The organism is Paenibacillus sp. FSL H8-0104 (assembly GCF_038050215.1).
GTDB lineage: Bacteria > Bacillota > Bacilli > Paenibacillales > Paenibacillaceae > Paenibacillus > Paenibacillus amylolyticus.
Map to the genome: position 1 here is coordinate 3289976 of NZ_JBBOTC010000001.1, position 25798 is coordinate 3315773.

At 44.4% G+C, this 25798-nt stretch carries 19 protein-coding genes; 12 read left to right on the plus strand and 7 right to left on the minus strand.

The genetic code is table 11. The annotated features are described in order from the left end of the window. Positions 1-169 precede the first annotated feature (169 nt). Together helD and NST38_RS14750 are read left to right on the plus strand one after the other, a co-directional pair. Positions 170-2584: an RNA polymerase recycling motor HelD gene (gene helD / locus NST38_RS14745; RefSeq protein ID WP_076253009.1), complete on the plus strand. Its 2415-nt coding sequence runs from the start codon at positions 170-172 to the stop codon at positions 2582-2584. A gap of 226 nt (positions 2585-2810) precedes the next feature. After that, positions 2811-3515 carry an SDR family oxidoreductase gene (locus NST38_RS14750; RefSeq protein WP_076253010.1) on the plus strand — a complete coding sequence of 235 codons (705 nt, stop codon included), beginning with the start codon at positions 2811-2813 and terminating at the stop codon, positions 3513-3515. A 117-nt stretch (positions 3516-3632) separates the two neighbouring features. Here the strand turns inward: NST38_RS14750 and NST38_RS14755 are convergent, their stop codons facing one another. The 3 genes from NST38_RS14755 to NST38_RS14765 all read right to left on the minus strand — a co-directional run bounded on the left by NST38_RS14755 (position 3633) and on the right by NST38_RS14765 (position 6719). Further along, positions 3633-4463 carry a carbohydrate ABC transporter permease gene (locus NST38_RS14755; protein WP_017688542.1) on the minus strand — a complete coding sequence of 277 codons (831 nt, stop codon included), beginning with the start codon at positions 4461-4463 and terminating at the stop codon, positions 3633-3635. A gap of 1 nt (position 4464) precedes the next feature. Next, positions 4465-5337 carry a carbohydrate ABC transporter permease gene (locus NST38_RS14760; RefSeq protein WP_036616033.1) on the minus strand — a complete coding sequence of 291 codons (873 nt, stop codon included), beginning with the start codon at positions 5335-5337 and terminating at the stop codon, positions 4465-4467. Positions 5338-5405: 68 nt separating this feature from the next. Next, positions 5406-6719, minus strand: a complete 1314-nt coding sequence (locus NST38_RS14765; protein WP_076253011.1) for an ABC transporter substrate-binding protein — start codon at positions 6717-6719, stop codon at positions 5406-5408. Positions 6720-6925: 206 nt separating this feature from the next. Here NST38_RS14765 and NST38_RS14770 point away from each other — a divergent pair, with 206 nt between their 5' ends. From NST38_RS14770 to NST38_RS14780, 3 genes are all read left to right on the plus strand, one after another. Then, positions 6926-8689, plus strand: coding sequence for a sensor histidine kinase (locus tag NST38_RS14770; protein ID WP_076253012.1), 1764 nt, complete (start codon positions 6926-6928; stop codon positions 8687-8689). Between the two features lie 16 nt (positions 8690-8705). Continuing rightward, positions 8706-10232 carry a response regulator gene (locus NST38_RS14775; protein ID WP_076253013.1) on the plus strand — a complete coding sequence of 509 codons (1527 nt, stop codon included), beginning with the start codon at positions 8706-8708 and terminating at the stop codon, positions 10230-10232. Between the two features lie 243 nt (positions 10233-10475). After that, entirely contained in the window at positions 10476-12461 is a 1986-nt protein-coding gene (locus tag NST38_RS14780; protein ID WP_076253014.1) for a methyl-accepting chemotaxis protein, read from the plus strand. A gap of 94 nt (positions 12462-12555) precedes the next feature. Here the strand turns inward: NST38_RS14780 and NST38_RS14785 are convergent, their stop codons facing one another. Then, positions 12556-13428, minus strand: a complete 873-nt coding sequence (locus tag NST38_RS14785) for a helix-turn-helix transcriptional regulator (RefSeq protein ID WP_076253015.1) — start codon at positions 13426-13428, stop codon at positions 12556-12558. Positions 13429-13673: 245 nt separating this feature from the next. Here NST38_RS14785 and NST38_RS14790 point away from each other — a divergent pair, with 245 nt between their 5' ends. Together NST38_RS14790 and NST38_RS14795 are read left to right on the plus strand one after the other, a co-directional pair. Next, positions 13674-14873, plus strand: a complete 1200-nt coding sequence (locus NST38_RS14790) for an MFS transporter (protein ID WP_076253016.1) — start codon at positions 13674-13676, stop codon at positions 14871-14873. Positions 14874-15088: 215 nt separating this feature from the next. Further along, entirely contained in the window at positions 15089-15844 is a 756-nt protein-coding gene (locus NST38_RS14795; RefSeq protein WP_076253207.1) for a gamma-glutamyl-gamma-aminobutyrate hydrolase family protein, read from the plus strand. Between the two features lie 108 nt (positions 15845-15952). On the opposite strand, the gene NST38_RS14800 is transcribed toward NST38_RS14795, so the two are convergent. Continuing rightward, positions 15953-18277 (minus strand): MMPL family transporter, encoded by a 2325-nt coding sequence (locus NST38_RS14800; RefSeq protein WP_076253017.1) that lies wholly within the window; start codon positions 18275-18277, stop codon positions 15953-15955. A gap of 19 nt (positions 18278-18296) precedes the next feature. Beyond that, a complete protein-coding gene (locus NST38_RS14805) occupies positions 18297-18929 on the minus strand; it encodes a TetR/AcrR family transcriptional regulator (RefSeq protein WP_338708799.1) in 633 nt (210 codons plus the stop codon). Between the two features lie 234 nt (positions 18930-19163). Between NST38_RS14805 and NST38_RS14810 the strand changes: the two genes are divergently transcribed. From NST38_RS14810 to nspC, 5 genes are all read left to right on the plus strand, one after another. After that, positions 19164-20057 (plus strand): TetR/AcrR family transcriptional regulator, encoded by an 894-nt coding sequence (locus tag NST38_RS14810; RefSeq protein WP_076253019.1) that lies wholly within the window; start codon positions 19164-19166, stop codon positions 20055-20057. Between the two features lie 216 nt (positions 20058-20273). Then, positions 20274-21533: a cytochrome P450 family protein gene (locus NST38_RS14815; protein ID WP_076253020.1), complete on the plus strand. Its 1260-nt coding sequence runs from the start codon at positions 20274-20276 to the stop codon at positions 21531-21533. A 205-nt stretch (positions 21534-21738) separates the two neighbouring features. Next, positions 21739-21936 (plus strand): hypothetical protein, encoded by a 198-nt coding sequence (locus NST38_RS14820; protein WP_341344002.1) that lies wholly within the window; start codon positions 21739-21741, stop codon positions 21934-21936. A gap of 534 nt (positions 21937-22470) precedes the next feature. Next, complete coding sequence (locus tag NST38_RS14825; protein ID WP_036616010.1) at positions 22471-23709, plus strand: saccharopine dehydrogenase family protein; 1239 nt, start codon at positions 22471-22473, stop codon at positions 23707-23709. A 1-nt stretch (position 23710) separates the two neighbouring features. Further along, a complete protein-coding gene (nspC, locus tag NST38_RS14830; RefSeq protein ID WP_076253021.1) occupies positions 23711-24838 on the plus strand; it encodes a carboxynorspermidine decarboxylase in 1128 nt (375 codons plus the stop codon). A gap of 153 nt (positions 24839-24991) precedes the next feature. On the opposite strand, the gene NST38_RS14835 is transcribed toward nspC, so the two are convergent. Beyond that, a complete protein-coding gene (locus NST38_RS14835; protein WP_076253022.1) occupies positions 24992-25765 on the minus strand; it encodes an SDR family NAD(P)-dependent oxidoreductase in 774 nt (257 codons plus the stop codon). Positions 25766-25798 lie beyond the last annotated feature (33 nt).

Consider the following 25798-nt stretch of genomic DNA (forward strand, 5'->3'; position numbering starts at 1 on the left):
AGCATTGAACGTGAAAAAAAGCCATGATATAATCTATAGCGCAATTGACATTTCTATTGAATGTAAAGGGTGAATCATTATTTCTCCTAATTTAATTTTACATCCGACATTCCGATTTGTCAATGCTCTTTTTTGGTCCTAATAAATGGAAAAGGGAGTGGACTCATTCATGGATAAAACAAACGATTGGAAGTTGGAAGAGGAAAGATTAGTACAGGTGAGGAACAAGCTTCAGGCACGACTCGACGAACTGGAACCGAAGGTTGCAGGACTACATGAACAGGCTGCCGAAATTCGTAAACGGTTCTGGGAAGAAGTGACGATTAATACGGGTTCGTACAGTGATTTTGAAGATGCATTCTATACCATTAATCAGCAGTCCAGAGTGTTGGCCGAGAGGGAGCGCGGGCACAAGCTGTTAACACAACAATGGAAAAATACAAAGAGACTGCTTCCGACGCCGTACTTTGGCCGTTTCGACTATAAGGAAAAAGGCATGACATTGACTGAACAGATCTACATCGGTGTATCATCCTTCATGGATGAAGATGGATTGAACTTTCTAATCTATGACTGGCGTACGCCAATTGCAAGTCTGTACTATGATCACTCTCCCGGGCCAGCAAGTTATGACACACCTTCAGGACGAATCGACGGAAAGATGGAGCTCAAGCGTCAATTCCAGATTCAACATGGGCAGCTTCATAGCATGTTTGATTCAACTGAGACGATTGGTGACGAACTGTTGCAGCAAGTGCTCGCCAAGGGTGCAGACTCACAAATGAAGAGTATTGTAGCAACTATCCAGAAGGAACAAAACGCCATCATCCGTGATGACCGAAGCCGAATGCTTATCGTTCAGGGGGCAGCTGGCAGTGGCAAGACGTCGGCTGCGTTACAGCGAGTCGCTTACTTACTATATAAACACCGCCAGACAGTTAAAGCAGATCAGATTGTACTTTTCTCGCCGAATCCGATGTTTACCAGTTATATCTCGACTGTGCTCCCGGAACTTGGGGAAGAGAATATGCAGCAGACGACTTTCCAGGAATACCTGAATTATTGGCTGGATTCCTCCATCCGACCAGAGGATGCCTTTGATCAGATTGAATATGTGCTGACAGCTCAGAATGATCCGGGATATGAAGCTCGTATGGAGGCGATCAAGTACAAAGCTTCCGAGACATTCCTGCAAGTGCTCCAAAACTACGGTAAGTGGTTAGGAAGAGAGGGGACGCGGTTTAACGGCATTCAATTTCGGGGACGTGAATTCATCAGTTCAGACCAAATCAAGACCCAATTTTACAATTTGGATCAGAATCTTACCTTGTCCAACCGTATACTTCTTTTGCAGGAATGGTTGCTGAGAGAACTTGTTTCGCTGGAACGTCTGGAACGGGAAGCAGACTGGGTTCTGGAGGAGTTGAATTATCTGGACACGGATGAGTATGTGGAAGCTTTCCGCATGTTGCACAAAGAAAAGCCTGTATTCGATGTAGCGGAAAAATACGCAGCACGAGATAACGGTAATGACAGCGCAGTGCAAGATGAGGGTGCCTTTAACTTTGCAGTGCGAGAAGAGGAGCTGCTTCGTCAGAAACTGGTGAAAGACATGTTTAAACCTTTAAGAAAGAGTGTGCGGAAATTTCAGTTCGTGGATGTGAAAGGGATATATGAACAACTATTTGTAGATGAGACCGCTTATCGGGAACAAACGAATGGGGCAATCCCCCCACAGCACTGGCCTGAGATTTGTAAACAGACCAAGGCCATGATCCTTCAGAACAAGCTGTTCCATGAGGATGCTACTCCGTATTTATATGTAAAAGAGATGATCGAAGGCGTACGGACGAACACAGAGATTCGTTATGTCTTTGTCGATGAAGGCCAGGATTATTCGGCGTTTCAATACGAATATCTCAAGAAACTGTTTCCTCGTGCCCGCATGACGGTGCTGGGGGATTTCGGGCAAGCCATCTTTATGCAGGCTACGGATTTGGCAGCATCCAACTCGCCACTGGTTCACCTTTACGGAGAAGGCGAAACTACTTTGATACGGCTCGTACGCAGTTATCGTTCAACCAAAGAGATTGTTGAATTCACGAGACAGATGTTACCAGGGGGAGAAGAGATTAGACCGTTTGAAAGGGGAGATCAGAAGCCTCTTTTAACAGGATTGAAGGACGAAAAGCTGCGTGGTGCGCAGATTCTCGCAGACATCGCCGCACTTAAGGCGGAGGGGTTCGATTCCATCGCTGTGATTACGAAAACCGCGGCTGAAAGCCGTGACGCCTATGAAAGGTTGCAAAGTCAAGGCGGCGAAGGGTTGCAGCTCATAACAAAGGACACACAGATTTTTGAAAAAGGAATCATGGTTATTCCTGTGTATCTCGCCAAAGGCGTTGAGTTCGATGCTGTCCTGGTCTATGATGCTTCACCCGTTGCTTACAGCCAGGAATATGATCGCAAGCTTCTGTATACGGCATGCACACGTGCCATGCACCGACTTCATCTATATACTGTTAGTGACTGGTCACCATTTGTGCAGGCGTTACCTGCGAATCTGTATGACATAAGAACGTAATTCATAAGTAAAGTAAATCCGTTCTCAATGAAGGACCACAGAAAGATGCTCGGAGCCTTATTTCAAAGGTTATCGGGCATCTTCTTTTATTAAAGACATGAATCATAAAAGTTATTCTTTACTGATCGTTCCCGATGTGATAGATTGTTATTAGAGATTATGAGAATGATCGTTCCCATAACAACTCGAAAATGAATACATTCTCAATGAGAGGGAGTAATAATAAATGAATATTTCCAAACAAGTTGCTATTGTAAGTGGGGCTAATCGAGGGTTGGGTAAGGAACTTGCTCTTGAACTGCTGGCGAGGGGAACCAAAGTGTATGCTGGGGCGCGAAACCCTGAATCCATTGATCTGCCCGGGGCTATTCCACTGCAACTCGATATTACGGATCCACAATCTGTCATGGCTGCAGCTGAGGAAGCTAGTGATGTAACCCTTCTAATTAATAATGCTGGTTCCGCTACGGGTGCTTCTCTGCTCAGAGGTGAGCTGAACGATATTCACTTGGAATTCAATACACATGTATTCGGTACGCTTTCAATGATTCGTGCGTTTGCACTGGTAATAGAGAAGAATGGGGGCGGTTCGATACTGAATATCCTGTCTGCTCTATCTTGGCTCAGCCTTGGTAACTCAGGTGCATATTCAGCTGCAAAATCCGCTCAGTGGGGAATTACGAATGCATTACGTCTGGAATTAGCCCCTAAGAACGTTAGCGTTGCCGGATTGCACGTGGCGTTCATGGATACGGATATGACGGCAGGTATCGACGCACCAAAAACGAGCCCAACGGATATTGCCAAAATTGCAATAGATTCCATTGAAGCGGATCTCTACGAGATTATTGCTGATGATACTAGTCGGAATGTACAACAGGGTCTTGCTGGTGGTGTTGCTGCCCTTTACCCGCAATTGTTTCAAAAATAGAGAGGTGTAGATACATTTCTCGCTATAAATAAAACAACCCCCGCCAGATCTGGTGGGGGTTAAGTCTGTCATGAATTCTCTAATTCCATTCCTTCAAGAACGGTGAGAATATGAGGTTTAACCTTTAACTGCACCGGCAGTAAGGCCGCTGACGATATATTTTTGCCCGAATAGATACAGGATGAATACAGGCAGGGAAGTAAGCACGAGATTGGCGAAGATCAGGTTCCAGTCCCGGCTATATTTGCCGTAGAAATTGTAGATCGACAGTGGCATCGTCCATGTGGAACTGTCTGTCAGGAAGTACACCGGAATTGTAATGTCATTCCAGACGGACATGAACACCATGATCGCTACCGTTGCGTTAACGGGCAGGATGAGCGGTGTGACGATGCGGAAGAACACCCCGAACACACTTGCTCCTTCCAGAAATGCCACTTCGTCCAGCGCTCGTGGAATGGTTTTGATGAATCCACTATACAAGAATACACTGAAGGCTGTATTTAACGCGGCGTAGATCAGGATGACACTTGTGATGCTGCCGTAGAATCCCAATCCCTGTACAACACGTATGGTCGTAATAATCGACATTGGCGCAATCAGTCCCATGAAGAAATACATGTAGATCGTGCCGGATAGTTTGGTTTCCCGACGTGCCAGAATGAATGCCGCTGCCGAAGAGGCAACGATATTAATGATGGAAGATACGCCAGTAATCAAAATGCTGTTGAAGAACGCTCGCGACAGTCCGCCTTCCTGGAAGACACGAACATAGTTCGAGAACTGCCATGTTTCCGGAAAACTCAGGGAGAAACTAAGCACTTCGGCACTGGTTTTGAATGAACCAAAGATCAGAATGACAAGCGGCAACAGAACGATAAGAGAGGCCAGAATCAGGAAACCTTCCACGATATAGTTGCGGATGGCGAGTTTGCGTGTATAGCCCATGTTATTCCGTAACCTCCTTACGCCGCATGAAGATCAATAGCGGTATAGCAATAATGGTAACGACCACGAAGAGAAGTGTGTTGACCGCGGTACCAAGTCCCCAGTTGCCTTCGCCGAAAGATCGCAGAATGATCGTACCTACGACCTGGGAAGCGTTACCCGGGCCACCACCGGTCATGACATATACTTCGGAGAATACTTTGAGTCCACCGATCAATGTCAACATCAAGTTAATGTTAATTGCGGGCAGCAAGAGTGGTAGTGTGATCTTGAAAAAACTTCTCCACGAACTTGCGCCATCAATCTTGGCTGCTTCGTAATACTCTTGAGAAATGGACTGCAGGCCCGCCAGATAAATGGCCATCTGGAACCCGGCACTCTGCCAGATCGAGACGATGGCAATCGTCCAGATCACAATCGATGGGTTGGTCAGCCAAGCTTGGCTTAACGAATGTAACCCAACAGATTCCAATAAATTGTTAATTGTACCTTCGGTACGCAACATGGGAGTGAACAGGATGCTGATCACAAGGATGCTGAGAATGGAAGGGGAGTAGAAGATCGCGCGTAGCAGGTTCTTTGTTCTTAGTCGCATGTTAAGTCCTACGGCCAGCAATAGACCGATGACATTTTTGCCAACGACGGTGACAATTGCAAATATTGCCGTGTTTTTCAGCGCCAGAATAAGCGTTTTGTCTGAGAAAATTTTCTTGAAATTATCCCACCCGATGAACTTCAGCTCCAGCCGATCCAGCCGCCAATCCGTGAATGAATAATAGAAAGCGGCGAGAGCAGGCACAACAAAAAAGATGGAGTAGATAATCAGTGCGGGAAATATCATGTAATACGAGTACAGATTTTTAGTCCTTTTCATGTCTCACACTCCGTTATAACTAGGCAGCATAACGAATGATTATGTTATGCTGCCTTATATTTCACTCTTTAGAAACCTTCTACGCCTTTATCCTGCATCAACTGACTGAACTTCTCATCCCAGGATTTCAGTACTTCTTCTGGTGACAATCCACCCGCGAATTGATCCTGTAACAATCGATACAGTTCGCTGCGATCAACCAGCATGTATGCATCCGTTGTCAGCACGGTTTTCTTCGGCGTAATATAGTTGTCTACAATATCCTGCTTGTAAGCCGGCAATTCTGGTGTGGTGACGTCACTGAAATTGGATACGTACCCTTTGGAGTCCACGATCTGTTGTGCAACTTCCTTGGAGGCGATGTAGTCCAAGAATTGTTTAGCTTCTTCCAAATGTTTGGATTTCTTCGGAATGAACAGTTGTCCGCCGAGTGGACTTGCACCCAGACTGGCATTGTCTGACGATGGAATCGGGAATACGCCCAGTTCCATATTTGGATCTTGCTCGGCCACGCCTTCAATTAACCAATCGCCCATAAACATCATGGCAACTTCCTTGTTCAGGAATTTACCTACGGCCATGTCATAGCTGTCGCTAAGCACATCCGTGTTGGTGTAACCTTTAGTGTAAATCTCATATTGTTGTTCCAGGAATGTTTTGAATTCCGGGATATCAGACCATTTTTTCTTGTTGCTGTTCAACTCATCAAAAAAAGTCGGTTCATTTTTGGCTACAAAATCGGCAAAAGCTGCAGCAGGCCAGATGTTGGCAGCCCAGGCATCTTTGTACGGCATGAATACAGGTGTAATGCCACTTGCTTTGATTTTTTCACAGATCGCCAGGAATTCTTCGTAGTTGGTTGGAAGCGACAACCCGAGTTCTTCAAAGATTTGTTTGTTATAAACGACCCCTTGCATCCCCGTATCTTGGCTGACATGGAAGCTGTAGAGATGACCACCAGAAGAGAGGACGTCTTTGTTCACAATTCTGCTCGCCCAAGGCTCGTTATCCAGAATCTCGAAGTTACGTTCAAGGTTCAAATCCGTGACTGCGCTCGCCAGATTGTACTGAATAATATCAGGCGTTTCATCTACAGCCAGTTTGGTTTGCAGTACAGTTGTCGTTTGTTCCGCTGGAATCAGCTGCAAATTGACACGAATGTTTGTTTGTTTTTCGAATGCATCGAGAATGTCCTGCTGGATAAAGGCAGAGTCCTGAGAACTTTTAGAGATTGCCAGCTCCAATGTGACTTTGCCACTCTTGCTGTCCCCGCCAGCAGCTGTGCCGGAATCCGTACCTCCTGATCCACAAGCCGTTAATGAGACCGATAATAAACTGGCCAGAATAATGGAAAACACCTTTTTTCTTTTTATTGTTTTCAATGCAAATCCCCCTCTGAAACGTGTAGTGAATCCGTTTACAAGTCCGATTATAGATTCTTTTCTCGCCCCGGTACATGTCTGTGCTTGAACGTTGATGTGTAAAATCCTGAACTTGAAATCGCTATCATTTCATGAAATACCGTGATAGAGTAGACATGAATATAAGGGATTTCACATCATGTCAGAACAGGAGGGCATCTCTGAGAATGGCAAAGCTCATACATAAAGCAACTCAATTCAGTTTGCAGACAAAGGTGTTTTTGACATTTCTGGCTCTGCTTTTGTTTGTGCTGGGCTGTTTTATCGTGTATGTAAATGTGATCGTTGTCCGCCCGCTCAAACTGAAAACAGAGCAGGATACGCTCGTTACAGCTACGAAGGTAAGAGAGCAAGTTGATCTATACGTAGAACAACAGAACCAGATGTCGCAGCGAATATTATCCAGCAAAAATATATTTGTAGCCATGGACAAGAGCTCCTCAGCTCATAGTAACTATGAAAGACTGAAGCAAATTCGGATCATCAAAGACATCATGTTTCAGGCCATCGGGCCGAGCATGAATATCAAGGACATGTCCATCTACGACAATCACGGGGTTCTCCTGACATCATATCTGGGTTCGGGTAATCCTCCCGCAATCCTGAACACCATGATGGAGAGTAGTCAGGTCGGACGAGATTGGACGGAAAGTGGTTTTGTTCTGCTGCGTCAAGACGATACGATCTCATTTGTGCGCACGATCAATGATCAGAACGGCAAGGTGTACGGTTATCTTAGCATCCAGATGGAACAGGCCTATATACAGAACCTAACAGAGGGTATTACCGCTGGCGAAGTCTATATTCTGAATGAACAAGGCGAGCAGATGACAGGTTCGGAAGCGGGTGTGACATTTACCAATTGGACAAAGCCTGCATCAGACGAGGGACTGGATGTGGACAAAAACGACAATTATATCACGCATTCCACTTCACCCAGTACAGGCTGGATCACGTATATCATAACGCCCAAAAAATCTGTTCTAGGCTCGATCCATTCGGTTCAGACGATGTCCATTCTGCTGATTACAGCACTGATGCTGGTTTCATTTGTGTATATCTTCCTGTCGACACGTAACCTGCTGCTGCCTATCCGCAAGCTACGCGGTCAGATCTGGCGCATGAACTACAGCAATATGAATCTGAAAGTGGATGAAACGCCGAAGAATAACGATCTCTTATTACTTAACGAAGCCTTTCAGGATCTGATGGAGAGGCTGCAACAATCCATTGACCGGGAAAAATCGGCGCTTCATGAAGAAGTAAAGGCGCGTAATTCGGCGCTGCAAGCCCAGATTGCACCTCATTTTATTCATAATGTTCTATACCTGATCAGTATTGCCGCCCAAGAGGGGAAGACCAAAGTTGTATCGGATATGTGCAAACATCTTTCGGACAGTCTGCGTTATATTGTCTCTTCACCATACGCGCATGTGACTTTGGCTGAGGAGCTTCAACATACGAGACATTATCTGTCCCTTGTACAACAAAAGTACGAAGAGGATCTGGAGTGGGACATCTGTGCTGATGAGCTGGCGAACGATATCCGATTGCCGCGGTTGGTCATTCAGCCGTTTGTGGAAAACTGCATTGAACATGCCTTTGCCAACACCACGCCGCCTTGGCGTATCCAGATTACCGTGAAGCAATATAACGGATTATGGGCTTTGGAGATCAAAGATAACGGAGAGGGCTTTCCACCGGATAAGATCCAGGAGATTTTAGCCAATATTCAGGCATCGGGTTCCGGAATGAACCAGACTGCTGATCGTGGAACAGCCCTTGGTAACATGGGGATTATCAATAGTGTCAATCGACTCAAACTAATGTATAACAACCGGCTTTTTATTAATATATTTAACAATCATGCGGAAGAGCAACATGGAGCAACGATTCAAATCATCGGCTCACTGACGAGAGATTTTTACTAGCAAGGGGGTATAGGCGATGTATAACGTTATGATCGTTGAGGATAGCAAACCGATATTACGTAATATTAAAATGCTCTTGGAAACGCTGAGCTTCCCGATTCGTGTAGCGGCTACGGCAACGAATGGCGAGAAAGCCTTGGCGGCGATAAAGCAGTCACCGATTGATCTGCTGTTGACCGATATACGAATGCCGAAAATGGACGGACTGTCCCTGATTGAGCAAGCCAAAATTGCCAACCCGGATCTGAAGGTCATCTTGATTAGCGGTTACAGCGATTTTGAATACACAAGAAAAGCATTGAACCTGCAAGTGTTTGACTATTTGTTAAAACCCGTCGAGCGAGAGGCGCTTGAAGAAGTCATGGGTCGGGTAATTGACCAACTTGATCAACAGATGTCCAAGGAACTGCTGGATTTGCAGGAAATCATTCATCCCCAATGTGAGACTACGTCGAAACAGGGGGAGCATTTTCCGCCTTTATTCAGCCAGATGATGATCATTATGAGCAGACAGCCTTTTACCGCAGGGCATGAACGTTGGGTGCAGGTGGAACTTGAGGGTTTAGTGCAGGATTTTTTTGCATTCCATCCTTGTCGTGTTTACACCAGTCAAACTTCATATCAATTTATCGCTTTTGTCAACAAGAGTGCACTTGAGGTGTACTCTTCCGTACATGAATGTCTTGAATCGATGCGACGGCATTTGGTTGCGCATGACATCGATGCAATCATTGGAGGACAACTTCTATTCGCTGAGTCTGGTAATCTGCCGGAGCTCTATCACCGAATGTCGTCCATTTTGTCTGAGCAGCAACGGTTGAAACAAGGAATAGTGTTGGATACCGGGAATCCGGTGTCGATGGCCAGATCTGAGACAGGCTGTCTGGATCCGCTGCAGGAATCAGCTTTTGTACAGATGATACAGGCTCGGCAGAAAGAACGGTTTGCTTTTAAGTTATCCGAATTGCTGAATCGATGGGCAGAGGAAAATGTACATATGACCGAGGTGGAGCGGTTTATTGGATTGATTGTAGACACGTTTGCTCATCTGTACGAGGAACAGGGGTCGGGCATAAGATTGGGTCTGGAGCTTCGGTCAAGACAATTCGCCCAGGCACAGTCCTATGCCGATTTTTGCCGGGAACTGGCGGAATGGACGGGACAGTGCTTCGATATGCTGCAATCCCACGTTCGAAAAAGCAAGGCGATCCTGTTTGAACAGATTGACGATTACGTAAAACTAAATAAATACTCTCAATTATCTATCAACGACATTGCCATGAAGTTTCACGTTAGCCCGTCGTACGTCAGCAGAGTGATCAAAAATGCAACACAAATTACGTTTGTCCAGTATTACACCCGGCTTCGCATTCAGGAGGCCTGCAGACTGATGGAAAGTCAACCCGACATGAAGTTTAAGGAGGTTTCCGATTTACTTTCATTTAGCGACCAGCACTATTTCTCGAAGGTGTTCAAAGAGTATACGGGGCTAAGTCCTACGGATTATAAACAACAGATGTCTGGTATAAAGACCCAATCATAGTTAACAAACCCTTTTTAATTATGTTATAATACTAAACAAATACGGCTTGTTACTGAATTCATTCAGGCAATACCTATGTATATACATGCTCAAAGTTTCTTTGGGTGTGCATATATATGGTTTTTTTTGCGTTTACTGGCCGATTAGTTCTACCAAAAATGAATAAAGAGAGGAAGATTGAACTTGAAAAAGGAAAGTGAAAAAAGGTCATTTTATAAGAAAGGAGGAGCCGTTTTACGATTAATGAGCACTCGACTCATTGCAGCTTTCCTTGCGGTACTTATTATCCCGACTGCACTTATCGGTTATTTCTCATATGATAGTGCCAAAGATCAGGTACAACAAAAAATGACAGATCCCCTCAATACAATATTAACGATGACAGGACAGTATATTAACAATCTGGTGGGGGAAAAAGCAGCATTATTGAGTTATATTGACAGTATGTATGGCACCACCCCCAGTCAGACGAACAACGAAGCAGTACAAGTAGGAATCGACCAATTAGCTGATACATATCCTGATATTCTTGCCATAACCGTAGGCAACGACCAAGGCAGTAATATATCTTCTCCAGCAATTGAGGATGCAACATATGATCCACGCAGCACAGATTGGTATTCTAATGGTGAAAGTAAGAATGGATCACTCTATTTTTCGAGTATTATGAAAGATCCGGTATCCGGGAAGATTTATGTAGAGATTTCAAAAGCTCTGTCAAATGAACAAGGTGTAGCAAGTATTAAACTTGATCTGGAGCCATTAGCAAAAGCGTTATCATATGTTGATGTAGGAGGCAATGGAAGTCTGATTGTGGTTGACTCCAATCGAACGATTGCGGCTTGGTCCGGTGCGATTGCAAAAGGTGGAGGAGGAGAGCTCGGCGGAGCACTTATTGAGGGAATTCCAGTCCATCCTAATACGGCTTCAAGTTCCGATGAACCGATGGCATTTTCCCAATTTGTTAGAACGGATCTGGCGTATGATCTGGAGGTATATAACGGTGTTAATGCTTTGACGGGTTGGAATGTCATTGCTTTGATGGGCCATGAAGATTTTATCGCCGCAGCGAAACCCATCATGATATCGAGTCTAACGGTCATTGTTATATCTGTATTGATTGCCGGTGTAATTATTTTCTTCATTCTGAGATCTTTTATTGTACCTATGCAAAAACTGCGAAAGGCAACCCGCAGCGTAAGCGAAGGGAATCTGTCTGAACGAGTGAATCTTAAAACCGAAAACGAATTTGGTATATTGGCAAATGATTTTGACCAAATGACCATCTCCCTTCAATCAGTGGTTGCTGAACTTCACCAGACGTCATCGTTGTTAAGTCACTCTTCCCAGATGATTCAGGAAAGTACAGAACAAACCACCCAATCGGTTCAACATGTGGCTGAAACCATGCAACAGACTGCGGAATCAGCTATCGTTGGGGCGGAGAATTCGGAACAAACCGCGAATGCCGTAGAAGAGATGGCGAGAGGCATCAGTTCAATTGCAGAATCTGCGAGTGCGATTGTGGATTCGGCTGAAGAGACGGAGCGCGCTGTTGCTAACGGTGGGAAAACGATAAACCAGGTCGGAGAACAAATGGAACACATTCTCGGAGCTGTTGAAGAAACCTCGGCATTGATTAATGAGCTGTCCAGTCTCTCCACCGAAGCTAATCGAATGAATGAAGCGATTGCGGATATCTCTCGGCAAACCAATCTTCTGTCACTGAATGCCTCTATTGAGGCATCAAGAGCAGGAGAACACGGAAAAGGTTTTGCTGTCGTTGCTGGTGAGGTGCGCACGTTATCGATGCAATCCAAACAAAGTGCGGACGACATTGGCGCTACCATTGGTAAAATGCTCGATCTGATTGCCAAATCCACGTCTCTTATGAATGATAAAGTTCGTAATCAAGTCGGTGAAGGAATGCGGATCAGCCAAGAAGCTTCTGCAACCATATCGAACATTGAACAATATACAACGCATATCGTGGATCAAATTCAGGATATTTCCGCTGTCTCAGAACAGTTGTCAGCCAGTACGGAAGAAGTCTCGGCTACCGTTGCCGCGATGAGTCATATCTCTAAAGTGTCGGCTGATAGTGCTCAGACAACTTCAGCAGCAGCCCAAGAACAAATGGCGGCGATGCAGGAGATATCGGCATCATCTGCACAGCTCTCCAAAACAGCTGAGAACATGCAAGAATTGGTTCGCCGCTTTAAGCTTTAGAGTAGAAGTAAGTAAATGTGTAAAGAAATATGTAAAGAGACATGTAAAGCACTAGGCGCTCCCCTAATGGAGCGCCTTTCTGCATGTAGTAAGATTAGTAAGAATGTGACACCTCGTCCCCGAACATATCCTTTTGATTCTTTTTTCGGAAACTTCGTGGTGATTCACCAACCGTTTTGGTAAATAAAATCGTAAAGTAATTGGGGTTATCGTAACCGACCAGTTTGGCAATTTCCCATATTTTTTTGTTGGTTGAGACTAATAATCGGGTGGCTTCACCCATTCTTCGTTGAATCAGGTAATGATAAGGAGAAGTGCCAAAGTGATTTTTATACATATGAATTAAGTAATAAAAATCGATATGAAATTGATCTGCCAATTCTTTGAGTTTAATGTTCTGCCGATAGTTGGTATCCAAATAGTCTTTAATGCTCTCAGCAAGGGTATTGCTCTCAACGATCTCCCCACTAGGAAGCTGTTGACGGGACTGCCGATCGATGATCAGAAGTATTGCTTTCAGGACATGTCCAGAGATCGACTCGTATCCATGTTCCCGGATTGAAAATTCATTGAAGAGAGTCTGCATTAACGAATGGAGCTCATCGGAATATCGGTTGGCTCGAATGATCGGATTGTTAGAGGGAGGGATGACCCAATCCTCAAGGGTCTGGGTGCCTTCTGCAAAACGAAAGCCGCAATAAAAGGTGGATAACGGGAATTCAGGATTGGACTTCTCCTCGTGAAGAGTACCCTTGTTATAAATGAGCATGTCCCCTTTTTGAGCCCAGTGTTTGGTACCGTCAATGGTGAACAATCCTTTGCCTTCAGTTACGTAGATAATCTCATGCAGATCGTCATGTTTATGCGTCGGAAAGCTCCAATGGGGATTGTCGGCCAGTTTTCCTACATAAATAATGGTGCAATCTCGATTTGGATGCCGTTGGCCGAATTCGTGGTGTGTATTCATCTATGTCTTCCCTTCAGAATCTGTAATGAAAGTCTGTGTTGAAATGACAACATATATAATGTTTTGCAATAAAACCACAACAACCTTGATTGTCGCCATGGTATATCTGACAGTACAATTTCACTATCCAAAATGTACTATATATCGAAAGTGAAGGAATGGGAAAGCAGAAAATACATGAATTAATGATCGTAGACAGAATTGAAGCGCTTGCAACAATAGAAAGGATTAGTGAGTATTGATTTATGACTAGAAATAGAGAGAACCTACTTATTTTAACGCTTACGCTTGTTAGCTTTGTACTGGGAACAACCGAGTATGTTATCGTGGGTGTGTTGAAGGAAATTGAAAGTTACATGAAAGTATCACTTGCTGCCGCGGGTATGCTTGTCTCCGGTTTTGCGATTGCATACGCAGTGGGTACACCATTTGCTGTGGCTTTCTTGGCCAAAATATCCAGAAGAAGTTCCATATTGATCGGATTTGCAATCGTGTTAGCATTAAATCTATTGACCGTGTTCTCAACAACGTTCTCTTCTCTGATGGCCATTCGCATCGTGTCGGCCGTTGCTTGTGGACTTACAATATCGCTTTCGATCTCGATCGTAAGCGACGCAGTGAACCGGGAGCGAAGAGGGGAAGCTATCGCCTGGATTTTGGGCGGATTTTCAATCGCTAATGTGCTAGGTGTTCCGCTCGGTACATTTATCGGACAACATCTAAGCTGGTCCATGACGTTTGTTGTTACAGCATGCATAGGGGTTGTGCCGCTGGTGTTCATGTTCCGTATTCTGCCACGCCAAACAACAACGATTGCAGGTTCGTTCAGTGATCAGATGTCTCTCTTTTTAAAACCACGGATATTGCTGGCCTGTCTGATCCCTGTACTCGGAAACAGCTGTATTTTCGTCGTTTTTACTTACATTACGCCACTCCTGAGTGAGACGATGGGTGTGCCAGTACAATGGATTAGTGCCATACTCCTGATCTATGGAGCCTGTAGCATCCTGAGTAACTGGATTGGTGCCAAAATAGCCAAGGGTGACTTCCTGCCCAAGCTCAAGCGACTTTTCGTCATCCAAGCCATCCTGTTCCTTGGCATGAGTTTTACCGTTTCTAATGTGTGGATGGGCTTGGCGTTTCTGTTCCTGATTGGATGTCTGTCATCCTCCATGAGCGCGGCATCCCAGTTATATTTGTTTGATGTGTCAGGATCGATCGCGCCGGGGTCCAAAGCATTTGCATCTACACTCCTGCCTGTGGCGGCCAATGTGGGTATAGCGCTAGGCTCTGGTGTCGGGGGAATTGCCGTTAATATGGGTGGTCTCCAGTGGGTGCCTCCAGTTGCTGTGATGCTTGCCTTGCTGGCTTTTGTCGTTACCCTGATATGCCAGCGTTCCATCCAAGTGAATTCAGACGAAGCAACCACTGTAAAAGCAGCTTAGATGAGATGCTGTCTAGACTAAACGCATGAATGCGTATATATGGTATATGAACTACAAACAAAGTCGCTGTTATACGGCTTTGTTTGTTTTTTTAGTTTTCCAGCATTCCGGATGTAACGGGTTCGTAGATGATAGAGGTAGGATAATGCAATAATTCAGTGAATTTATATATGAAGAGATCTGATAAAATGAATGAAAAGCTTGGAGGTAATGCCATGAAAAAGCCCATGATCGGTGTACTGCCTTTATATGATACTGACAAAAAAAGTTACTGGATGCTTCCAGATTATATGAACGCCATAGAAGGAGCAGGCGGGGTTCCAATTATGCTGCCTTTGACAACAGATACCGAGATCATAGCAACGCTGGCTAATCAGTTCGATGGGTTCCTGTTCACCGGGGGACATGATCTCAATCCTGAGCTGTATCATGAGCATGCAGAGGTTACCTGTGGAGAGTTGTGTATTGAACGCGATATGATGGAGTCTATATTATTACAAAAGGTAATTGAGCTTGATAAGCCTGCCTTTGGCATATGCCGTGGACTACAGCTATTTAACGTTATGTTGGGTGGAACGTTATATCAAGACATTCCCACTAGCCTTCAACTTCATGTGAACAAGTTCGTTAACCATAAGCAAAGTCCGCCGTATACGAATCTTGTACATGATGTACATATTGAGGAAAATAATTTGCTTCGTGATATCTTGCAAACCGATACGATAAAAGTGAACAGCTACCACCATCAGGGAATCAAAATGTTATCGGATAAGTTAACTGCTGTGGCCGTCGCTGAAGATGGACTCGTTGAATCCGTGGTCATGCCAAACCGCTCGTTTGTTTTGGCTGTGCAGTGGCATCCAGAGTACAGCTACAAAGTAGATGACTACAGTCAGAAGTTATTTGCGGCGTTTGTTAATGCTGCTAAATCCCCACGCTATACTATCCATATTGAAGACATCACCGCATAAAATGTGAAAAAGAAAAAAGACCTCCTGTTTATAAAAACAGAGGAGGTCTTTGTATTGGTGAATATAGTCGTAAAAGTAATCATGGTATCTACCGTTCTATTGGCAGGGTTATTTTAATCCAGACTTCGTGTTGGCATGCTCTTCAGCATTCAGGGAAGCAATCAGCTTCTCGCCTTCAACATCCAGGTTTGGCAGAATGCGATCCAGCCATTTTGGAAGTGCCCAAGCTTTGTCTCCGAAAATAGCCATGATGGCAGGGACCAAGCCCATACGGATGATAAAAGCATCAATCAGAATGCCTACCGCCAAAGTGAAACCAATCTGCTTGATCATGACATCGTCAGTGAATATAAATCCTGCAAATACAGAGACCATAATCACTGCTGCGGCAACAACCACGCGACTTACCTGATTGTACCCATGAACAACGGATTCGGTCCCGCGATGACCATGCACATAGGATTCCCGCATGGAGCTCACAAGGAAGACTTGATAGTCCATCGCGAGGCCATACAGGATACCTGTTACGATGATCGGCATAAAGCTCAGTAGCGGGCCACCGGTATCGAAACCAAAGAGCGAATGCAGCCAGCCCCATTGGAATACAGCAGTGGTGATCCCGAATGTAGCCAGGATACTAAGCAGGAAGCCAATTGTTGCTTTGATGGGAACGATGATCGAACGGAATACGAGTAACAGAATGATCAGTGACAACAGGATAATAATGCCTACATAAATAGGGAACACCTGCGCCAGTTTGGCTGACATATCGATGTTAACAGCTGTGAGTCCAGTAACTCCGAGTTTCACATCATAGGTCTGTGCGATGCTGGAATCAGCCGCGCGTAGATCAGTGACCAGTGTTTTAGTGAGATTATCGTTAGGACCCGTTTTTGGAATGAGACTGAAAATAGCTAAATCTTCTGTCATCCCAAGCGGTGTGACTTGTGCAACGTTATTCTGACCTTGAAGTTCCATCACCAGACCACCCAAGAGTTCCGGTGTAACTTTTGCGGAAGTTTGATTAGGCTCTGCGACCAGAATAAGGGGTCCGTTGAATCCTTCTCCGAAACCTTCGGAGATGGCATCATAACTTTGTCTTGCAGTTGTATCCAGATTCGCTGAGGAAGCGCCGGGGATACCCATTTCCATTTTGGTGATCGGCGTCGCGGCAAAACCAAGAATGACGATGATGGCGATAATGGTAGCCCAACGATTTTTGATAACGAATTTCACCCATCTGTTCGCGACTCCGTGGTTAGTGGCTTTAGGATGTTTCGCGCTTTTCTCACGAGCTTTGGCGGAACAGATGCGTTCTCCTACCAATCCCAGTAAAGCCGGCAACAGGGTTAAAGCAACAAATACGTTGATGAGCACGGTGGCAGCTGCGACCAAAGCCATCGTAGACAAGAATGTGAGACCGATGACAAGCATACCGCACAGTGCAATAATGACGGTTAATCCGGCAAAAAATACTGCGCTGCCCGATGTACCAATGGCTCTGGCCGTTGCTTCTTTTGCGCTCAAGCCTTGATCAATGATCATTCGACGCTGGCGATTAACAATGAAGAGCGCATAATCTATTCCAACAGCCAATCCAACCATGAGAGCTAGAACGGAAGTGACACTAGGCATTTCAATGAATTTGGAGATGGAGAACGCACCACCAACTCCAATGGCAACACCGAGGAGTGCAGTGATCAGAGGCAGACCTGCTGCAACAACGGAGCCAAGGGTGATCAGCAATACAATGACAGCAATCACCAATCCGACAATCTCAGCCGAGCCGACCCCAATCGATACCGTTTTGAGCGTTTCGCCCGGCAGTACCTTAATATTGGTTCCTTGCTCTACCGTCATAACAGATTGAATAACGGAATCAAATACATCCTGTGTTATGGCAGACTGTTCAATTGTAAATTGGAACTGGAACAGTGCAATGCTGCCGTCTGAAGAGATCAGCATTCCAGGTACAGGAACACCATCCACCATCAAAGGTCCATAGGGAGGAGGCGTGGTTGTTGCGGATTGCGCCATATCAGTAGCCTGAGCATTCTGAGCCATTTCCGCCTGAGCACCCGAATTACCCGCTTCAGCTGCATAGTCCGCAGGGTTAATGACTTTGTCTAATCCGTAAACTTCATTAACACCTTTCATCATGGCCGCCAAACGTTCAGGCGTATCCAAACGCTCGTTGTCTGGAGCTTTGAAGACAACACTTCCTTGACCGCCGGAGGCGGCTGGCAGTTCTTTTGCCAATTGATCCAGAACCTTCTGTGACTCTGTGCCTTCAATCTTCATTTCGGAACTGATGTGAATACCATTGATGCTGATCATGGAGATGACAATTCCCAGAATTAAAACCCAGCCAATGATGAAGGTTCCAGGTTTGCTAAAAGCGGTTTTCCCCACTCTGTATAATAATGTAGACATTTCTCTATTTTACACTCCTCTATGATGAATGTGGATGGTTGGCATGTTCAAATCCTGCCCGTAAATGATTAAACGTGGTTTCCAAAAATTGATCGAATGTTAAAACACCGGGCTTGGTATCTTCAGTAATGACTTGTCCGGGCAGTAACACATTGAGTCTTCCATCAATTAATGGCAGTATTGTTCCATATAGTGCGTTGATCAAAAGATAAGTATAGATCTCGTCATACTTCCCGTTAGATAAGTCTAATAAGGTATCTTGTGCCTGCGTCTGCATCCGGTGCATGGCTCCAAGGTAATGCGGTTCAAGCACGGGATAGGTCTGGGATAGCGATAGTAGCTGATGAAGTCTTCCTATTAGTTCTGTTGTAAGCTGCATCTTGATCAGGTTATACAGTACGTCAAGCAAGGAGACGTTGTCGGGCAATTCGGTAAGTAACTCTTCGAGTTCCGTTGTATTCTGAACGGATATTGCGCCTCTTGCTACGGCTTCTTCTTTACATGTGAAGTAGTTTGCAAATGTTCTGCGGGAACAACCCACCTGATGCACGATATCTTCGACCGTAAAGCCATCAAGCCCATGTTCAAGGGTAAGTTCAAATGCTGCACTAGCAAGTGCTTTTTCAGTTGCTTCTTTCTTCAAATGTCTCAAGTTTCGTTTGATCATTATTCTCCGCTTATGCGTTCACCTCCAACACCAATGACTATGGTTTAATTCTTTTAAGAAGAGCACACATACTGAATATGCACTTTGTGAGGTTTATCATAACAAACAAGTTGCCCATTGTGCAATTATTTTATATGACAGCTATACTGCGAATCAATGCTTCAACTCCTGAGGAATGAATGTTAAAATCAATAGAAAAACTTGGGGCGATAACGAGATATGAGTAGTCGTAAACAAAGTTTATTGGAAACAGCACTTGCACTATTTTTAGAGCACAGCTATGCAAATACAACAATCCAGATGATCTTGGATCAATCGGGTGTATCCAAAGGCACATTCTACAAATTCTTCAGTTCCAAAGAAGACTGTTTATATTCTATTATTGATCAGCGTATGCAAGAGGATGTTTTCATTCGTAAAGAGCTTGAACAAAATCACTATACATCGGATTATGACCTGCTCGTAGATCAGATTGCGATTCCTATGTCTGTACCTAATAAAGAGCGAGTATGGGAATTATATTGGACGGGTTTTTATTCCGGGGAGATCAACTCAGCCAAACTGGCTACAGTTCACCTAAAATGGCTGTCCACACGCTTGATTCAGGTTTACGGGAACGATATTAGCTTATATGCCAACGAAGGGGCCATATTGTGCTACGGCATATTACATCAGATTGCCAACACATCAAGAAGTCTAAATACGCAAAAACCGGTATGGAGCGAAGTGGTTCCCAAAGTATTAACGTACATTGAAGTGATCCTAAGAACAATGCATCAGAGAAATGAACATATTTTCGACTTTCAGTCTCTCTATTTCCTGAATGCCGATGAGCGTAACCATGATATGGGTCTGGACATCGATAATATATTGATCGAATTTTATGAGTTCAACAACCGTGTACAAAAATCCAAGGAATCTGCATCATTCAAGCAACTTTCGAAGGGGCTCTTAGCGCTATTACAAGATCAAGAGGATTTAAATATTCCTGTAATCGAAGTGGTGCTGCAAGCGTTTCACAAAGAGTACAAATCCAGTGCGTTTCAATCTGAAGCCAATAGACTGACCGAAGCCTGTTGGTGGTATTTGGAACTAGTGAAGCAACGTAATTAATATGGGGGTTGGCTCGTAGCCGACCTCTTTTTTTGTTTTTTTATGTCTGTGGTTATTATTAATATACTATTAGTATATTAATAAATTGTTGTTATAACAGTTGTTTTGTACTGTTTAAACTATGATATTTGAAATTAATTATACGAGTAGTATATAATTGGAATGAACATATATTTCCATAGATTTGAAGCACTTCACTTCGAAAGGAAGATTTATATGAATAATTCGAATAACCAGACCTCAGAAAAAGTAGAATTTAATTTGTTTAGCGAAGAAAATAGTAAAGATCCATTTGCCATGTTTGCACAGATGCGTGCCAAAGGTTCCGTTGTCCCTATTCCTAATCCAATGGGTGGAGCAGGGCAAACCTGGATTGTAACTCGGATGGACGTTGCCATGGAAGTGCTGAAAGATCACTCTCGATTTACGGTAGATATGAACTCTATTGATAGTGGCAATGATATTCGAAAGAATCTCTCAGGTGAGCTTGGTTCATCGGAACCCCAGACCTTTTTTACCGGAAAGTCGATGCTCTTTGTTGATGAACCGGATCACCGAAGACTGCGTAGCCTGGTTTCCAAAGCGTTCACGCCAAGATATATGGAAAGCCTGCGTCCACGCGTCCAGGAAATTGCCGATGAGTTGATTGACCAATTCGAAGGAAAAGGAGAGATGGATCTTGTAAAAGACTATGCCTATCCTTTCCCAATCAACGTTATTTCCGAGATGTTGGGTATACCTCAGGAAGACCGACCTCAGATCCATGTATGGTCTGAAGACATTGCAAAAGGTCTTGGTTTTGGTAAACAGGACCCTGCCGTAGCGCAGCACTTGCGATCATTCGCAGAGTACACCTCACAACTTGTGGCGAACAAACGAGTAGAACCTTCAGATGACCTCATCAGTCAATTGATTGCGATTGAGGAGGAGGGAGATCGACTGAATGAAGATGAATTAATATCCATGATCACGTTATTGATATTTGCTGGACATGAGACAACTTCCAATCTGATTGCAACTGGTTCTTATCTTCTTCTGACCCATCCCGAACAACTGGAACAACTGAAACAAGATCTGAATCTGGTTCCTTCTGCGGTGGAGGAGTTGCTACGATATAACGGACCCGCCACTTCCTCAGGTCCTCGTTATGCAACGCAGGACACGGAGCTGGATGGACAATTGATTCAAAAGGGAGACGTTGTGATTCCCCTTCTGAAATCAGCGAATCGGGACGAGCAGCAGTTCACTGATCCCGAAGAGTTGGATATCGAACGCAAAATAAAACGGCATTTGGCCTTTGGACACGGCATTCATATGTGTCTTGGCGCTCCGCTTGCTCGTGTAGAAGGGGACGTGGCGTTTACTACGCTTTTACGTCGGCTACCGGATATTCAGCTCAGTATTCCTCAGGAAGAGATTCATTGGCACTCTGCTTTGTCATCACAGGGATTGGCAGCATTGCCCGTAAAATTTTAATAGATAAACTTAGTGTAACCCATTGGAGTATGACGAATTTTCGTCATACTCTTTATTTGTATAGATGATAGAATGGAATGAACAAGAAACATATTAATGGATTGAACACTGCTTAATGTAAAAGATAAAGTGGGATACATAATTTTTGTGGTGGAGGTAAACCTTATGAATAAAGATGAACAATTCATGCATAAAGCCATTGAGATTGCTCTGCAAGCTCGCAAAGAAGGAAACGAACCATTCGGCTCATGATCAATTAGCGGAAATTGCTGGCAGCAACATTATGATCACGTGTGAAGAAGTATTTGAGCCAAGTCCTCAAAAGTCTGAAGTAGTGGGGGAATTACTGGGTGCAGATGGCTTGAAAGTATTCGAAGGATATCAATTTCATTCCAAGTCGTAATCCGTTCTAAAAAAAATTTTAATTATTGCTTGATTTTTTTTTCAACGTCTGATAGTGTAAGACCTGTGATTTTGGGAAGTTTATTTATCAATATGAATTAGAGCTTTCCAGCAGATAATTTTGACCACTTCACCAGGAAGTTAAGGCCATACGGACAGCCGGGTCAAACGCCGATTGGCAACTTATGTTGCTTTATTGATTGAGTTCAAAGCTCAAATTTTATAAGTTGGTTACTTTACAACCAGTGCAATTGCACATCAACTTGTGAAACGGTCAATAAGAGTGGTAAAGGCGAATTATTTGCTATATAGACTCTGATCCAATATTGATATACATGAAGAAGCTTTCCGCCAAAGGAGTTCTTGTGAACTTTTTTGGTCATGGAGACTTCACGTCTTTTTTATGATGTATATCGATAAGCAAGTGTGATGATGCGCGATTGCGAGCATTTTTCACCTTGCTTTTTTTGTTGTCTTGTTGTCACCGTATTAAACCAATTTAAAAAAAATACATATTGGGATAGGAGAATGTAAAATGGGAAAAGCACTAATCATCGGCGCCGGCGGCGTTGCTTCCGTGGCAGTACACAAATGCGTTCAAAACAGCGAAGTTTTTGAGGAAATCTGCATCGCGAGTCGTACAAAATCAAAATGTGATGAACTCAAAGCCAAGCTGGACGGCGGAAAAACAAAAATTACAACAGCACAAGTTGATGCTGACAATGTTGACGAACTGATCGCTCTGATCAACGAAGTTAAACCGGATATCGTTATGAACCTCGCTTTGCCGTATCAAGATCTGACAATCATGGATGCTTGTCTTGCAACTAAAACAAATTACATGGACACAGCGAACTATGAGCCACATGATACAGCGAAGTTTGAATACAGCTGGCAATGGGATTACAAAGAGCGTTTTGAACAAGCAGGCATCACTGCATTGCTCGGTAGTGGATTTGACCCAGGTGTGACTGGCGTATTCTCCGCTTATGCCCTGAAGCACTACTTTGACGAAATTGAGTACATCGACATTCTGGACTGCAATGGCGGCGACCATGGCTATCCGTTCGCAACCAACTTCAACCCTGAGATCAACATTCGCGAAGTATCTGCGAACGGAAAATATTGGGAAAATGGTGAATGGATCGAAACGAAGCCGATGGAAATCAAACGTGTCTACGACTTCAAAGAAGTTGGCGAGAAAGACATGTACCTGTTGTATCATGAGGAACTGGAATCTTTGGCAAAAAACATGCCAGGTCTGAAACGTATCCGTTTCTTCATGACATTTGGTCAAAGCTACCTGACTCACTTGAAAGCTCTTGAAAATGTAGGCATGACTTCAATCGAGCCTATTGAATATGAAGGTAAACAAATTATTCCACTGCAATTCCTGAAAGCAGTACTGCCTGATCCAGCATCCCTTGGACCACGTACTGTAGGTAAAACAAACATCGGTTGTATTTTCAAAGGTAAAAAAGACGGCAAAGACAAAACATATTATGTTTACAATATCTGTGATCACCAAGAGTGTTATAAAGAAGTGGGTTCCCAAGCGATCTCTTACACAACAGGCGTTCCAGCAATGATCGGTGCAGCAATGGTCATGACAGGCAAATGGAACAAACCAGGCGTATATAATGTAGAAGAGTTCAACCCGGATCCATTCATGGAAGAGTTGAACAAATGGGGCCTCCCATGGGTAGAAGACTTCAACCCGGTACTCGTTGATGAGCTGCCAGAAGAAGTTAAAGAATCGGAGCTTGTTCGCTAAAATGCGGTTCGAGCAATTACCGACACCATGTTTTGTTGTTGACGAGGCGCTTATTGAGAAAAACCTGAAAATCCTGAACGGTGTTATGCAGCGTACAGGTGCCAAAATCGTGCTGGCTCAAAAAGCATTCTCCATGACTGCGATGTATCCGCTGATTGGAGAATACCTGAGCGGTGCAACGGCAAGCGGTTTGTATGAAGCGCGTCTGGGCCATGAGGAAATGGGCAAAGAGAATCATGTCTTTGCTCCAGCATACCGCGCAGAAGAGATCGACGAGATTATCTCCATCTGCGACCACATTATTTTCAACTCATTTTCGCAGCTTGCAAAATTCAAGAATAAGGCGCTTCAAGCTGGCCGTAAGGTCGGCTTGCGCGTCAACCCTGAATGCTCCACCCAAGAAGGACATGAGATCTACGATCCGTGTTCTCCGGGTTCGCGTTTTGGCGCGAAACTGGAGGATTTCGATGCAGACCTGTTGGAAGGTGTCTCCGGACTGCACTTCCACACACTGTGTCAGCAAAACTCCGATGATCTGGAGACTACGCTGAATGCAGTGGTCGAGAAATTCGGACAATGGTTGCCGCAGATGGAATGGATCAACTTCGGCGGTGGACACCATATCACACGTGAAGATTATGATATTCCAAGACTGGAAGCATGCATCACACGTATGCAGAACGATTATGGCCTGGAAGTATATCTGGAGCCGGGAGAAGCTGTTGCGCTGAACGCGGGTTATCTGGTGACTTCTGTGCTGGACTTCCATAAGAACGGTATGGACATCGCTATTCTGGATACTTCAGCTACATGCCATATGCCGGATGTGCTGGAAATGCCATATCGCCCGCCGCTGATCGGTTCGGGAGAAGTGGGCGAGAAGGCTCATCTGTATCGCCTAGGTGGACAAACCTGTCTATCTGGTGACGTGATTGGGGATTATTCATTCGATCAGCCTTTGCAAGAAGGCGACCGTCTGGTATTCGAGGACATGGCGATTTACTCCATGGTGAAAACCAATACGTTCAACGGCATGCCGCTTCCAGCGATTGCAGTCAAAAGAAAAGACGGCGATTGCGAAGTTGTCCGTGAATTCGGATATCAGGATTTCAAAATGAGGCTGGCATAATTACTTCATTAATATAGTAAGCATTGAATATAAATACAAAGAAGGGAACCTGGAGACAGGTTCCCTTTTTTAGCGTTCAATGATGTTTATCAGTGAGGTTAGATGAATGTTTACCGGTATTAAGCCGACTTAGCTTCGATTTCAGTTTTCGGGTTAATTTTTCGGTTTCGAGGCTGCTCGTGCAGCGTATGGAAAGATCGGTTCTCTTAGTTCAAAGTCATACGTCAACCCATCCACAATGCCGACTACACTTTCACTGTCATACAACTCCAGCAAAAATCCAGCCATTTGTTCCGCCGTATGGAACTTGGGAACTCTGCCTTCATATTCAAACTCATCTACATTAAAGGAATGTTTCGCAAATTCTGTCTCGGTTGCAGCAGGTGCGAGAACTTTGGCTTGCATCGCTGCGTTCTTACCTTTTAACTCTTGCGCAAGTCCTTCGGTAAAGGCACTTACATAGAACTTGGTTGCGCAGTAGGTTACTGCATCGGCTACAATCGTATATCCACCACCAGAGGAGATATTAATGATCTGTGTGCCATCAACATCTGCATAATCACGTACATACAGGGAAGAAAGAATCGTAAGAGCTTCTATATTTAGATGAAGCATCTGTTCAATCTTGGGCAGATGTTGTTCGCCCACGGAAGCAAAATTTCCGAATCCGGCGTTGTTAATCCACGTCTCAATGGAGTAAGCCTGAAGACTCTCATAGAATTCATGCACATTAGCGGCAATGGACAAATCCACTGTACGAATGACAACATCCAGAGCAGGATTGATTTCAGCTACTTTTGCTTTTAACTTGTCCAATTCATCGGTTCTGCGCGCTGCCAGAATTATATTTTTGCCACGAGCTGCAAAAGCTAAAGCCGCTTCATATCCAATGCCTGAACTGGCACCGGTAATCACTGTATATTTCATGGGAATTCCTCCTGGATCTGATTTCATTTTTTA